The 13,385-nt window shown below is 72.5% G+C and carries 12 protein-coding genes; 6 read left to right on the top strand and 6 right to left on the bottom strand.

The features are described 5' to 3' along the window. Window positions 1-131: 131 nt before the first annotated feature. The gene (locus tag ACQRWP_RS25850) at window positions 132-662 is read right to left on the bottom strand and encodes an N-acetyltransferase family protein (protein WP_430498380.1); all 531 of its coding nucleotides are present in this window, start codon (window positions 660-662) and stop codon (window positions 132-134) included. A 325-nt stretch (window positions 663-987) separates the two neighbouring features. Here ACQRWP_RS25850 and ACQRWP_RS25845 point away from each other — a divergent pair, with 325 nt between their 5' ends. The 3 genes from ACQRWP_RS25845 to groL all read left to right on the top strand — a co-directional run bounded on the left by ACQRWP_RS25845 (window position 988) and on the right by groL (window position 4,353). Beyond that, window positions 988-1,191 (top strand): cold-shock protein, encoded by a 204-nt coding sequence (locus ACQRWP_RS25845; RefSeq protein ID WP_124815530.1) that lies wholly within the window; start codon window positions 988-990, stop codon window positions 1,189-1,191. 94 nt (window positions 1,192-1,285) lie between these two features. Further along, the gene (locus ACQRWP_RS25840; RefSeq protein WP_430498378.1) at window positions 1,286-2,458 is read left to right on the top strand and encodes a hypothetical protein; all 1,173 of its coding nucleotides are present in this window, start codon (window positions 1,286-1,288) and stop codon (window positions 2,456-2,458) included. A gap of 272 nt (window positions 2,459-2,730) precedes the next feature. Continuing rightward, window positions 2,731-4,353, top strand: coding sequence for a chaperonin GroEL (gene groL / locus ACQRWP_RS25835; RefSeq protein ID WP_088950420.1), 1,623 nt, complete (start codon window positions 2,731-2,733; stop codon window positions 4,351-4,353). Between the two features lie 56 nt (window positions 4,354-4,409). On the opposite strand, the gene ACQRWP_RS25830 is transcribed toward groL, so the two are convergent. From ACQRWP_RS25830 to ACQRWP_RS25820, 3 genes are all read right to left on the bottom strand, one after another. Continuing rightward, window positions 4,410-4,658: a hypothetical protein gene (locus tag ACQRWP_RS25830; protein ID WP_430498377.1), complete on the bottom strand. Its 249-nt coding sequence runs from the start codon at window positions 4,656-4,658 to the stop codon at window positions 4,410-4,412. A gap of 81 nt (window positions 4,659-4,739) precedes the next feature. Next, entirely contained in the window at window positions 4,740-5,672 is a 933-nt protein-coding gene (locus tag ACQRWP_RS25825) for a GNAT family N-acetyltransferase (protein WP_430498376.1), read from the bottom strand. Window positions 5,673-5,741: 69 nt separating this feature from the next. Next, window positions 5,742-8,285: a S8 family serine peptidase gene (locus tag ACQRWP_RS25820; RefSeq protein WP_430498375.1), complete on the bottom strand. Its 2,544-nt coding sequence runs from the start codon at window positions 8,283-8,285 to the stop codon at window positions 5,742-5,744. Window positions 8,286-8,544: 259 nt separating this feature from the next. Between ACQRWP_RS25820 and ACQRWP_RS25815 the strand changes: the two genes are divergently transcribed. Then, window positions 8,545-10,362: a glycerol-3-phosphate dehydrogenase/oxidase gene (locus tag ACQRWP_RS25815; RefSeq protein WP_430503292.1), complete on the top strand. Its 1,818-nt coding sequence runs from the start codon at window positions 8,545-8,547 to the stop codon at window positions 10,360-10,362. A gap of 88 nt (window positions 10,363-10,450) precedes the next feature. Further along, on the top strand, window positions 10,451-10,987 hold the full coding sequence (locus tag ACQRWP_RS25810; protein ID WP_430498373.1) for a hypothetical protein: 537 nt from the start codon (window positions 10,451-10,453) through the stop codon (window positions 10,985-10,987). Window positions 10,988-10,997: 10 nt separating this feature from the next. Here the strand turns inward: ACQRWP_RS25810 and ACQRWP_RS25805 are convergent, their stop codons facing one another. Then, window positions 10,998-12,398, bottom strand: coding sequence for an FAD-binding oxidoreductase (locus tag ACQRWP_RS25805; protein WP_430498371.1), 1,401 nt, complete (start codon window positions 12,396-12,398; stop codon window positions 10,998-11,000). 67 nt (window positions 12,399-12,465) lie between these two features. On the opposite strand from ACQRWP_RS25805, the gene ACQRWP_RS25800 reads away from it, so the two are divergent. Further along, a complete protein-coding gene (locus tag ACQRWP_RS25800) occupies window positions 12,466-12,750 on the top strand; it encodes a DUF4031 domain-containing protein (RefSeq protein WP_366629570.1) in 285 nt (94 codons plus the stop codon). Here the strand turns inward: ACQRWP_RS25800 and ACQRWP_RS25795 are convergent. Beyond that, window positions 12,722-13,378, bottom strand: coding sequence for an HD domain-containing protein (locus ACQRWP_RS25795; RefSeq protein WP_430498370.1), 657 nt, complete (start codon window positions 13,376-13,378; stop codon window positions 12,722-12,724). The genes ACQRWP_RS25800 and ACQRWP_RS25795 overlap by 29 nt on opposite strands. Between the last annotated feature and the right edge of the window lie 7 nt (window positions 13,379-13,385).

Below are 13,385 nucleotides of genomic sequence, written 5' to 3'. Positions count from 1 at the left end.
TGGTTGCTGTTGTGGGTTTCCGGGGCAGCCCGACCCGCTCCGGGCGGTCAGGCTTGATCCCTGCGCAGGTCGGGCTGCTCCGGAAACCCCTCCTTGGGGCACGGTGGCGCGGATGCTTCCGGTTCTTGGGGTCAGGCTGTTCGGCGCATTTGTAGCTCGGTGAGGGCTGGGATGTTCGGGTGGGGGACTCGTACCCCGGTGTCCTTGAAGCCCAGGCGCTGGTACGCGCGATAGGCGCGGTCGTTGCCGACCACCACCTCCAGCAGCAGCTCCGGTCGGCCACAGGCTCGCGACCAGGCGGCCACTCCGTCGATCAGCTCGCCGAGCAGGCCACTGCCGCGCCAGGTCGGCGTGACGTACACGGCGTAGATCACGGTCAGCCCCGGTTCGTTCGGGTGGGTCGTGCCACCGGCGTGCCCCACCAGCCGGCCGCCCGGGTCGGCGATGAACTGCGCGTTACTGGCACCGGCCGAGGTGTAGGCGACCCGGGCGGCGAACTCGTTGTGCGGTCGGGCCGCCGCGTCCGCCAAGGTCTCCAGGAAGGCCAACGGAGCGTCGGCCAGCATCTCCAGGCGCAGCGCGCGCATCCTGGCGGCGTCCTCCGGCCGGACCCGGCGGATCTCCGCGAGCCGCAGGGCCGGCGAGCCCATGTCGGTGGTCATGTCCGCATGCCTACCACAGGGGAGGAACGGCGTTTGGGGAGCTGGGCCGATCCCGGTCACCTCGGGAGCGCCCTGCGACCCTTCCTCCATATCGCAATGACGCTGGCCAATCCGGTGGCTCGGGAACCTGGCCGATCAGCGCGGCAGGGACGTCCCGAAGTGTGTCCGATTTGTGGCCGTGCGCGGCCGTCACTCCTCGTGTAGCGTGCGATTTCGGTCACCTACTTCAATGGCGGTCATCGATCGCTGAGTCGGTGGTCGGCGGCGCCCGGCCGTGCCGTGCGCCGAGGTCAGGCAACGCCGCGCAGAGTGAGGGAAGTGCACCGTGGCACAGGGCTCCGTGAAGTGGTTCAACGCCGAAAAGGGCTACGGCTTCATCGCCGTCGACGGCGGTCAGGATGTGTTCGTCCACTTCTCCGCGATCGAGATGGACGGTTACAAGGCGTTGGACGACGGTCAGCGGGTCGAGTTCGAGATCGCCCAGGGCCAGAAGGGCCCACAGGCAGAGCACGTACGCGTCATCGGCTGAGCTTCTGGCCGATCGGCCCCGTGAGTCGGGGCTGCGGCTGGGGCGCGCAGCCGGGAAGATCGTGAACCGTTCCAGCCGATGCTGAGGAGCGTTCATGACCGACCAGCCACCCCCGCCCACTCCGTCCTCCGGGTCGGGGGAGCCGGACCCGTCCGATCCGTCCTCGCCCACCGGCAGCCCCGGTCACGCCGGTCCGCCGCCCGGCTGGGGGCCGGGCATGCCCCCGGCTGGCCCGCCCTCCGGCCCTGCCGGTCCGCAGCCCGGCTGGGATCCCGGGCAGGGTGCCTGGGGTGCGGCTCCGCCGCCGCAGGGCTGGGCGTTCCCGCCCACCGGGGGTTACCCGCCCGGGTCGGGTCCCTACGGCGGGCAGCCGTGGTACCCGGGGGCGCCGGTCGGCTGGTACCCGCCGGGTTACGGGTTCGACCCGAACGACGCCCTGGTCACGCCGCCCGGCGCCGGCCTCGGCGGCTGGTTCAACAGGTGCGGGGGAGCGCTGCGCCGGGGCTGGCGGCAGTTGGTGCCGATCATGCTGCTCACCCAGGTGCTGCCGGCGGCGGTGCTCTCGGTGATCTCCCTCGGGGTGGACCCGTCGGCGAAGTGGGCCGCCCAGGCCGAATCGACGTCGACCCCCGCGCTGCCGGACAATTTCGCCGCCGAACTGCTGAGCCTCCTGGTCCTGCTGGTCGGCGGCAGCCTGGTGGTCGGGTTGGTGCAGGCCGTCGGGTGGGCCGCCGGCACCTGGGTGATCACCCAACAGGCCGCCGGTCAGCCGGCCAGCCTGGAGTCTGCGCTGCGCTACGGCCTGCGTCGGGCACTCGGGCTGTGGGGCTGGACCCTGTTGGTCAGTCTGCTGATCGGCGTCGGTGTCTGTTTCTGCGTGCTGCCGGGCATCTACCTGGCCTTCGCGCTGAGCATGGCCGGCCCGGTCTATCTCTTCGAACGCCACAACCCGATCGGTCGATCGTTCCGGATGTTCCACGACCGGCTCGGCCTGCTGCTCGGTCGTGTGGCCCTGGTGGCCGTGGCGGTGATCGTCGGCACCCTGATCCCCGGTGGCCTGGAAGGGATCGGCACCTCCGCATTCGGAACGGATCCGTTCTCCTCGGCGGGTACCGCCGCCGGGACGGTGGTGGTGATCGGGATCACCGCCGTGCTGGCCCTGCCGGCCCACCTCGCTCAGATGATCGGTCTGCTGGTGACGTACGCCGAGCAGCGCGCCCATGAGGCGCCGGTGAACACCGCTGGACTGGCCGCGGAACTCGGCTGAGCGACCCCATCGTGCTTGCACTCGGCAGGGGAGAGTGCTAAACAAGTCATTGGCACTCGCATACCGTGAGTGCCAGCGGTCGGGACGGTGGGGCCAGGTTGCACCGGCGTGGAGACGCCGGGGCGGCACATGGCCGGTCGTCGCGGGCTATCCGGCCCGGCCGAAGGACGTCGCCGTCGCCAGGTGGCGACGTCCCAAGGTGCGCACACCAAACGGTCTATCCGGGGCACACATCTCGGGTGGCCCGTGAGTGTCCAGGAGGACAACACCGTATGGCCAAGATGATCGCGTTCGACGAAGAGGCGCGCCGCGGCCTCGAGCGGGGCATGAACCAGCTCGCCGACGCCGTAAAGGTGACCCTCGGCCCCAAGGGCCGCAACGTCGTGCTCGAGAAGAAGTGGGGTGCCCCCACCATCACCAACGATGGTGTGAGCATCGCCAAGGAGATCGAGCTCGAGGACCCGTACGAGAAGATCGGCGCTGAGCTGGTCAAGGAGGTCGCCAAGAAGACCGACGACGTTGCCGGTGACGGCACGACGACGGCGACCGTCCTGGCCCAGGCCCTGGTTCGCGAGGGCCTGCGCAACGTGGCGGCTGGCGCCAACCCGATGGCCCTGAAGCGGGGCATCGAGGCTGCTGTCGCGAGCGTCTCGGAGGAGCTGTCCAAGCTCGCCAAGGACGTCGAGACCAAGGAGCAGATCGCCTCCACCGCCTCCATCTCCGCTGGCGACAGCACCGTCGGCGAGATCATCGCCGAGGCGATGGACAAGGTCGGCAAGGAAGGCGTCATCACCGTCGAGGAGAGCAACACCTTCGGGCTGGAGCTGGAGCTCACCGAGGGTATGCGCTTCGACAAGGGCTACATCTCGGCCTACTTCATGACCGACCCGGAGCGTATGGAGGCCGTCTTCGACGACCCGTACATCCTGATCGCCAACAGCAAGATCTCGTCGGTGAAGGACCTGCTCCCGATCCTGGAGAAGGTCATGCAGTCGGGCAAGCCGCTGCTGATCATCGCCGAGGACCTGGAGGGCGAGGCTCTCGCCACCCTGGTGGTCAACAAGGTCCGTGGCACCTTCAAGTCGGTCGCCGTCAAGGCGCCGGGCTTCGGTGACCGCCGCAAGGCCATGCTGACCGACATCGCCATCCTCGCCGGTGGCCAGGTCATCAGCGAGGAGGTCGGCCTCAAGCTCGACGCCGCCAGCCTCGACATGCTGGGCCGCGCCCGCAAGGTCGTGGTGACCAAGGACGAGACCACCATCGTCGACGGTGCCGGTGACGCCGAGCAGATCCAGGGCCGGGTCAACCAGATCCGGGCCGAGATCGACAAGAGCGACTCCGACTACGACCGGGAGAAGCTGCAGGAGCGGCTGGCCAAGCTGGCCGGCGGCGTTGCGGTGATCAAGGTCGGCGCGGCCACCGAGGTCGAGCTCAAGGAGCGCAAGCACCGCATCGAGGACGCCGTTCGCAACGCGAAGGCCGCCGTCGAGGAGGGCATCGTCCCGGGTGGTGGCGTCGCGCTGGTTCAGGCCGGCAAGACCGCCTTCGACAAGCTCGACCTGGTCGGCGACGAGGCGACCGGTGCGAACATCGTCAAGGTCGCGCTGGACGCCCCGCTGCGGCAGATCGCCGTCAACGCCGGCCTTGAGGGCGGCGTCGTGGTGGAGAAGGTCCGTAACCTCGAAGCGGGTCACGGTCTGAACGCCGCCAACGGCGAGTACGTCGACCTGCTGGCCGCGGGCATCATCGACCCGGCCAAGGTCACGCGCTCGGCGCTGCAGAACGCCGCTTCCATCGCGGCGCTCTTCCTCACCACCGAGGCCGTTGTCGCGGACAAGCCGGAGAAGAACCCGGCTGCCCCGGCTGGCCCGGGTGGCGGGGACATGGACTTCTGAGTCCAGTTTCGACACCGAACGGGGCGGGCCGCTGACGCGGTCCGCCCCGTTCGTCGTCAGGTCGGTAGTGGGCGCTGGTTGCGCCGCTTCTGGGCCCGGTTGTACGGCGGAAGCAGTTGGATCGGCGCGTCCACCATCTCCTGCGGCTCCTCGACCACCGGCGGCTCACCGTCGGTGGTCATCTCGGCCAGCTGCTCGGCGTCGCCGTAGTCGAGCCGGTCGAACGGCAGTTGGCCGGGGAGTTCACCCACCGGTTTCCAGGTGATCGGCGTGCCGTCCTCGGTCTGGTTGTCATCCGTGGTCATGGCTGCCTCCTCTACCGAAACGGTAGGGGGCGTCGATGACCGATGCGGGCGAATGGATCTATGTCCTGTTTGCCCTGGTTGTCACCTGGATAGGGTTCGCCGGTACAGGAAGAAGACCCGCTCGATCCACGCACCCGCGCTGCCCGAATAGAACGGCACCGGTCCTACCCAGCCGATCTGTGCCCGGTCGAGCCCCGCCACCCGCTGGTCGCGCAGGCAGCGCCGCAACAGCACCCCGCCGATACCCGACCCCTCCGCGGCCGGCGCGGTGCCCATCGGCCCGAACCAACTCGGCCGGGACGACCCGTACGCGGCGAAGCCGAGCACCTCGCCGTCCCGCTCCGCCAGGTGGCAACCGGCGTCGGCGCGCCCCACCGACCCGGCCAGCTCGCCGTCCCACGTCCCGCCGAAGGTGGATCGGGCGAACGCGGTCAGCGTCGGCAGGTCAGCCGGCTCCGCCCGGCGTACGGTGACGCCCTGGTCGGCCAGCCGCCGCTCCGCCGCCTCGGTGGACCGCAGTGCCGGCGACCCGTCGTACGACAGGTCCGCGGTCATGTTCCAGGCGGTCCGGTCCTGCTGGTAGCCGAGCGCGAGGGCGGCGCAGACCGCCGGCGTGTAGCGGACGTCGATGCCCGGCCACGCGTAGTACGGCGGATTTCCGGCCAGCAGCACCTCGGTCGCCCCGCGCTCGGCGAGCACCCGCTCGGCCCGCTGGAGCAGCGCCCGGCCGACGCCCCGACGCCGCTGTTCCGCAAGGACCGCGACCAGGTCCACGTGCCCGATCCCCGGCTCGGTCGCCGACACCGAACAGATCAGCACCCCCACCAGGTCCGCACCCCGGTACGCGCCCAGCCCGACCACCGGCCGGTCGGCGGTGGCCCGGGTCCAGAGAACGTCAACGATGGCAGCCGCCTCGGCGGCGTCCTCGGGCAGGTCGAGAGCCTGCTGGCAGAGCTGTACGACGCTGGGGACCAGGTCGGCGGTCAGCTCGGTGACGGTGATCTCGGCGTCCATGGTCGCCGACCCTAGATCACCGGGTGTCGAGCCGCACCCCCGGCTCAGCACTTCAGGAAGGAAACCTGCCTATTGCTGGGCGGCGCGAACCGCGGCGTAGGCGTCGACCTGCCCGGCGCCGGTCACGTTCGACGGAGCACCGCAGGCGTCGGAGGGGCTGTCGGAGCGATAGGTGGGCGTCGCCGCAGTGGCGGTGTCCCGCAGGATCTGCCGGGTCCGGGTCACGTCGCCAACCAGCGCCGGGTTCGCCGACCACATCAGCGCGACCACCCCGGCCACCTGCGGGGTCGCCATTGACGTGCCGTCCAGCGCGGCGTACGTGCCGCCCGGCATGGCCGACACCACAGCCACCCCCGGTGCCAGCACGTCCGGTTTACCCGAGCCACCCGGCACCGGCCCGCGCGAGGAGAACTCGGCGACCCGCCGCTGGGCGTCCACCGCGCCCACGGTCAGCACGTCCGGGTACGGGGCCGGCGGATCGTCGATCGATGCGCACCACGGGCCGGTGTTGCCGGCCGCGGCGACCACGAAGATCCCGGCGGCGTCCAGGGCGGCCGTGGCCGGCCGCAGGACGCGCTGGTCGCAACCCTCGATGGACGGGCAGCCCCACGAGTTGGTCAGCACCTGCGGGGCGCGCTCCGGACGGCCGTCGCTGAACGGGTCGCCGCCGGCCGGAAAGGGCGCCAACATGAACTGGAGACAGTCCAGGTAGTGCGCGGGGCTGCCGAGGTTGCGGTCCAGGTTGACGCAGCCCACCCACTGCGCGTCCGGTGCCACCCCGATGCCGTCCCGCCCGACCGCGCTGCCCACCGTGTGGGTGCCGTGTCCGCCCTGGTCGGTTGGGCTCCGGGTGTCGTCCCAGGGGTCGTACCAGGAGTCGTCCCCACCACGGAACCCGGCCCGCAGCGCCGGATGGCCGCCGTCCACCCCCGAGTCGGAGCTGCCGACCACGATGCCCGTGCCGGTGACCCGGAGTTGGGACCACACCCGGTCGGCGCCGATCTGGCGAATGTTCCACTCCGGGCCGGTGGGCTTGGGCGCGGTGCCCCGGCTCTGCCCGGCCGGGGCCGGCAGCGGGCGCAGGCGTTGGCTGACCAGCACCCGGGCCACCTCCGGTCGGCGGGCGAGCCAGGCCCGCACCGCCGGGCCGCCGTCCACCTCGACCGCGTTGACCAGGTAGTACGACACCGGGTCGAGGCGCAGCCGGTTCAATCCCCGCAACAGGTCGCCCTGGCTCTGCTCGGCGGTCGTCACCAGCCGCCGGTAGACCTCCGCCGCGCGGGCGTCCCGCCCGGCCCGACCAGGCGCGGCGGCCGGAAGATCGCTCAGGTCGGCCTGCGCGCGAAGCACCACGAACAGCCGCTCGCCGTACAGGCCCGGTTGGCCGGGGCCGAGGTCGACCACGCCGAACGCCACCAGCAGCACCACGGCCGCCACCGCGGCGACCCGCCTGTTCGGGGTGCGCGCCGTGGGACGGGCGAGCAGCACCGCGTACCCGATGGCGACCAGGACCGCGACGGCGAGCCCGACGCCGGCGGCGGCCGCCACCCAGAACGGGATGTCCCGGATGCCGACCAGCAGCAGGCTGATCTCTTCCGGGTCGGTGAAGGCCAGCGGACCGAGCGCGGCCAGGCCCACGAGCCAGCCGGTCGCCGTTCGGCCGGCGCGGGTGGCCTCGGCCGGGTCGGCGGTGGGCCGCCAGGTCGCGGCCCAGAGCGCGGCCAGCGCGAAACCCACCGGCGGCAGGGTCAGCAGGGCGGGCAACTGCGCGCCGGACTGGCCGGTCCCCGCCGCGAGCAGCAGCAGCGCAACCCCGGCGACCAGGCCGCCGACCAGCACCAGCCGAGCCGGCCGGGGCGGTCGCCCAACCGCGAACGGGGCCCAGAAGGGTGCGTCCAGCAGAGTCGCGGCCAGCACCCCGAGCGCGGCGGCCGCCAGAAGCGCGAGCGCGGTCTCCAGGAGACCGCCCAGCGCGCCCAGCCAGGCCCACGGCAGCAGCAGCGCCAACCCGGCGGCGACCGCGAGCAGCGGCACCGGACCGAGCCCCAGCAACCTCCGCCGCCGCCCGACGGTCTCCGCGTTCCCGGTGGCCTCGGGCCGCGTGGCGTCGCCGTCTCCGGTGGCCTCGGGCCGCGTGGCGTCGCCGTCTCCGTTGGGTGCCGGGCCGCTGACCGAGCCAACCAGCCCGGGGTACGCCCACCGGCGAGCCGACCAGCGCACGGCGAGCGCGCCGAGCAGCGCGGCACCGGCCAGCGCGGCGAGGTACGCCTCGTGGTGCACCGGCGGCACGACCCGCAGCAGCGTGAGCAGGCCGAGCGCGAGTGCTCCGATCAGCCAGGCCCGCCCGGTGGCCCGGACCGCGGCCGACCGGGGCAGGACGGCCAGCAGCAGAGCGGGCGTGCCGGCCAGCACGACGGTGGCCAGGCCGAGCACCGGCCAGAGCCAGCCGAGCCGGTCCCGTCCGAAGCCCAGCAGCACCTGGTCGGTGAGCCAGCCACCGGTCTGGGTGCCCACGGTGACCGCAACCGTCCAGCAGCCGACCAGCACGGCCGCGACGACCGGCCACGGGGAACTGCGGTCGCTGAAACCGGGTTGCGTAGGTTGACCGTGCATCCGAGAACCTTACGACTACGACGAAGGGTTTCGACCCGAGCGTCGGGTTCCGGGACTTCGACGATCCGTGCAGATCTTGGACAGTTTCCGTTAGCGGGGCGGGCTCAACCGGTAACTGTCCAAGATCTCCGATCGGTCGGTCTGGATCGGGTGGCGAGACGTGTCGTGCGCTTCGGAGCAGGTAGGAGCGGTGCGGGGCGGGCGGCGAATGTCGACCCGTTGGCTCGGCGGTTACGGTGGACGGGTGCGCGACCCCAATATCTCCCGATCCGTCGCCGGTCAGCTCTCACCGGTCCGCCGTGCGTCCGACCTGCGTCGACTGCGTGCCGAGCGCTTCGACGTGCTGGTCATCGGGGGCGGGGTGACCGGAGCCGGTGCCGCCCTGGACGCGGCGTCCCGGGGCCTGAAGGTGGCGCTGGTCGAGGCGCGTGACCTTGCTGCCGGGACCTCCAGCCGGTCCAGCAAACTCATCCACGGTGGCCTGCGCTACCTGGAGCAGTTGGAGTTCCACCTGGTCCACGAGGCGCTCACCGAGCGCGGCCTGCTGGCCACCCGGCTCGCGCCGCACCTCGTACGCCCGGTGCCGATCATGGTGCCGCTGCCGGCCGGGCGGGGTCTGCGGGACCTGCCGGCCCGGGTGTTCCGCCGCTCGTACTACGGCGCCGGGGTGGCCGCGTACGACGTCTTCGCCGGGGTCTTCGGCGGCGGCCGGGGTATGCCCCTGCACCGTCACCTGACCCGGGAGGGTGCCCGCCGGATCTTCCCGAGTCTGCGGGCCGACGCGCTGGCCGGGGCGATCCGCTACTACGACGGGCAGGTCGACGACGCCCGGCTGGTGGTCACCCTGGCCCGCACCGCGGCCAGCCTCGGTGCCACGGTGGTGAGCAGTGCCCGTGCCGTCGGGTTGATCCGGCAGGCGCGCGAGGTGACCGGCGTCCGCGTCCGGGACCTGGAGGCGCCGCCGGGCTCGCCGGACGCGGAGTTCGAAGTGCAGGCCCGCACCGTCATCGCCGCCACCGGCGTGTGGAGCGACGACATGTCCCGGATGCTCAACGACGTGGGCCTGCGGCCCGGCGTCCGGGTACGCGCCTCCAAGGGGGTGCATCTGGTGGTGCCCCGCTCGGCGATCACCGGCGAGACGGGGCTCATCCTGCGTACGGCGAGTTCGGTGCTCTTCGTCATCCCGTGGGGTGGGCACTGGATCATCGGCACCACGGACACCGACTGGCGGCTGGACCGTTCGCACCCGGCCGCCTCGGCCCGCGACATCGACTACCTCCTCCAGCAGGTCAACACCGTGCTGGACCGGCCGCTGACCACCGCCGACATCGAGGGGGTGTACGCCGGGCTGCGGCCGCTGCTGGCCGGCGAGGCCGACTCGACCTCGAAGCTCTCCCGGGAGCACGCGGTCTTCGAGCCGATGCTCGGGCTGCTGCTGGTCGCCGGCGGCAAGTACACGACGTACCGGGTGATGGCGTCCGACGTGGTCGACCGAGCTGCTCGCCGGCTCGGTGGCGCCCGCTCGTCGCGTACCGCCGACCTGCCGCTGCTCGGTGCTGACGGGTACCCGGCGATGTGGCGGGACCGGGCCGACCTGGCGCGCCGGCACGGCGTGCCGGTGGGCGTGGTGGAGCACCTGCTGGAGCGGTACGGCACTCTCACCCTGGACCTGCTGGCGCTGGTCGACGCCGATCCTCTGCTGGCGTCTCCGCTGGCCGGTGCTCCGGAGTATCTGGCGGCGGAGGTCACCTACGCGGCGCGGGCCGAGGGCGCGCTGCACCTGGAGGACGTGCTGACCCGGCGGACGCGGATCTCGTTCGAGACCAGCCACCGGGGGCTGGAGTCGGCGGAGCACACCGCCGAGTTGATGGGCGCGGTGCTCGGGTGGGACGCGGCGACCCGGGCACGCGAGGTCGAGCACTACCGGGCCCGGGTGGAGGCGGAGCGGCAGTCCCAGTTGATGCCGGACGACGCGGCGGCGGACGCGGCCCGGCTCGGCGCTCCGGACGTGCGGGGTTACGCGGCCGACCGGGGCGGCGACGACGATCAGGCGGAGCTGCGCCCGTCCGCTCGATGACGAATTGCGACGTTACCGATGGGTAACCATCGATACCGGCCCGGATGGTGGTTTCGAACGCTACCTACGGTGGGGTAGGTTTCCGCGCGTGCTACCCCGCGCGCGCCCTCGTCTGCTCTCACCCCTGCTCGCCGTCGCGCTCGTCGGCGCCCTGACCGGGTGCTCCCTCTTCGACGGAGACAAGCCGAGAACCCCGGTGGCGCAACCGACCCCCGGCACGGCGGGTGGCGGCTCGCAGCTGGAGATCCCCACCACTGTCGCCGCCGGTCAGGTGAGCCTGCTCCAGCGGCTCGGCGAGGACGGGCCGATGCGCACCCTGAGCGTCGAGCGGAACGGCGCGTGGCAGTGCGTCGACTGCGCCGGCGACGGCGTGACCTCCCGGGGCACCCTCGCACCGGAGCTGACCGAACGGCTCCAGGTGCTGCTCGCCAACCCGGCGCTCGCCGACGAGACCGACCAGGCCCGGCGGTACCGGACCACCTGCATCGACGCGCTGACGTCCAGCCTCATCACCTCGACCGGGCTGATCACCTCGCAGGACTGCCCGGGTGAGGAACTCACGCCGGTCGCCGGGGAGATCCTGCTGCTGCTCACCCAGGCGACCCCGGCCGAGGTCAAGGGCTGACCGCAGCCGGTCAGAGCACCTTGCCCGGGTTGAGCAGGCCGGCCGGGTCGAGGGCCGACTTGATCGCCTGATGCACCCGGACACCGACCGGCCCGATCTCCCGGGCCAGCCAGTCCCGCTTGAGCAGCCCCACCCCGTGCTCGCCGGTGCACGTGCCGCCCAGGTCCAGGCCGAGCCGCATGATCTCGTCGAAGGCCCGCCGACCCCGCTCAACGCTCGCCGGATCGGCCCGGTCGACCACGATGTTCGGGTGCATGTTGCCGTCCCCGGCGTGCCCGACCACGCCGATCGGCACCTCACACTCGGCCGCGATCCGGGCGACCCCGTCCAGGAGCGCGGCGAGCGCGCCGCGCGGCACCGCCACGTCGTCGATCACCAGACCGCCGTTGCCGCCCGGATAGGCGTCCGCCGCGAACTTCTCCATGGCCGGGTGGGCCAGCCGGCGAGCCTGGAGCAGCGCCGCCGCCTCCACCGCGTCGGTGGCCGCGTAGACCTCGTCGGCGCCGACGGCATCACACACCTCGGCCAGCACAGCCAGGTCGTCCGCCGCCCGGGAGCCGGTGTCGGCGGCGGCCAGCAGCAGGGCCTGCGCGTCGGTCCGCAACCCCATCGGCTGGTACGCCTCGATCGCCCGCAGGTGGGTCTGGTCCAGCAACTCCAACAGGCTGGGGGTGAGCCCGCGAGCCGCGATCTCGGCCACCGCCGCGCCGGCCGTGGCGGTCGATCCGAAGACCGCGACCAAGGTCAGCGAGTCGGCCGGGGCGGGCCGCAGCGCCACGGTCACCTCGGTGATCACGCCGAGGGTGCCCTCCGAACCGACGAACAGTCGGGTCAGGTCGTAGCCGGCCACCCCCTTGGCCGTACGCCGGCCGGTGCGCAGCACCTCGCCGGAGGCGAGCACCACCTCCAGGCCGAGCACGTACTCGGTGGTGACGCCGTACTTCACACAGCACATGCCGCCGGCGTTGGTGGCCACGTTGCCGCCGATGGTGGAGGACTCCCAGGAGCCGGGGTCCGGCGGGTACCAGAGGCCCTGTCTGGCCACCGCCCCGGCCAGCGCCGCGTTGACCACCCCCGGCTGGACCACAGCGATCCGGCTCACCGGGTCGATCTCCCGGATCTCGTTCATCGCGACGGTGCTGAGCACCACCGCGCCGTCCACCGCGTTCGCAGCGCCGGCCAGCCCGGTCCGCGCGCCCTGCGGCACCACCGGTACGCCGTGCCGCGCCGCCGCCTGGATCACGGCGACCACCTGCTCGGTGTCGCGCGGGCGGGTCACCACCAGCGGAACGCCGGCCGCGCACAGGTCGGCCTCGTCCCGCTGGTGCATGCGCAGCAGGTCCGGGTCGGTGAGCACGGCGTCGTCACCGAGCGCGGCGCGCAGATCGTCGAGGAGCGCGGTGGGGGCCATGCAGCCGAGGCTAGGTCGCCGACCGGCGATCATCAACATGATCGACTGGGCGGGATAACTTGGGCCCATGCTCTACCTGGACCGGCCGGCCTGGCCGTGGCGCGGTCGGCTCTGGTCGCACCTGATCAGTGACGTCTCGTACGCCGAGCTGCACGCCTTCGCCGAGGCGCTCGGCGCGCCCCGGCGCGGCTTCGACCGGGACCATTACGACATCCCGGCCGACCGGTTCGCGGCGGCGGTGTGGCTCGGTGCCCAGGTGGTGCCGAGCCGGGAGCTGGTCCGTTTGCTCCGCGCCGCCGGCCTGCGTCGGCCGAAGCACCTGGTCAGCCCGCGTTCTCCGGCTCCCCGGTGAGCGCGGCCAGCTCGCGGCGCACATTGTCCCGGGCGGGCTCTTCCCACCGGCTCGCCAGCGGTGGCGACCAGAACAGCGCGGGCAGCGCCAGCAGGCCGGTCAACACGGCGGCCCGCCCAGCCCGGAAGGCCGGCTCCGGCACATGGGCGTACTCCTGGCGGATCGCCGCCGCGTAACGCTCGTAGCTGGCCGGCGGCGTGGCCAGCACGGCCAGGTCCGCATCGCACAGCAACACCCCGTCCCGGTCGCCCGGCGTCACGGTGTGCCCGGCGGTGAGCAGCACCAGCCGGCGCACCTCGGCCACCGTGGGCGCCGGCACCCCGAGCCCGGTGAGCACGCTCTCGGCCAGCGTGGCGCTGTCCCGTTCGTTGGCGTCGCCAGCGGCCCGCGGGTCGTAGACCGCGTCGTGGAACCAGGCCGCCAGCCGGACCACGTCGGCCCGAGCGGCCAGGTCGGCGTGCTGGTCCACCACATCGAGCACCGCCGTCAGATGGGCCAGCGTGTGATAGTGCCGGTGCGGCTCCCGCCAGCGGGCGATCACCTGCTCACCGGCCTGGGTCGTGTCCGGGCCGGGCCTCGCGCCGGCACCTCGGGCCGCCGCCCGCCACCGGTCCAACAGATCAACCACCGCCCGA

Origin of the sequence: Micromonospora trifolii (assembly GCF_050516465.1) — a bacterium.
GTDB classification, from domain to species: Bacteria; Actinomycetota; Actinomycetes; order Mycobacteriales; family Micromonosporaceae; genus Micromonospora; species Micromonospora trifolii.
Note: the sequence above shows the minus strand (reverse complement) of the source record. Positions and strands in the feature narration are given on the sequence as shown.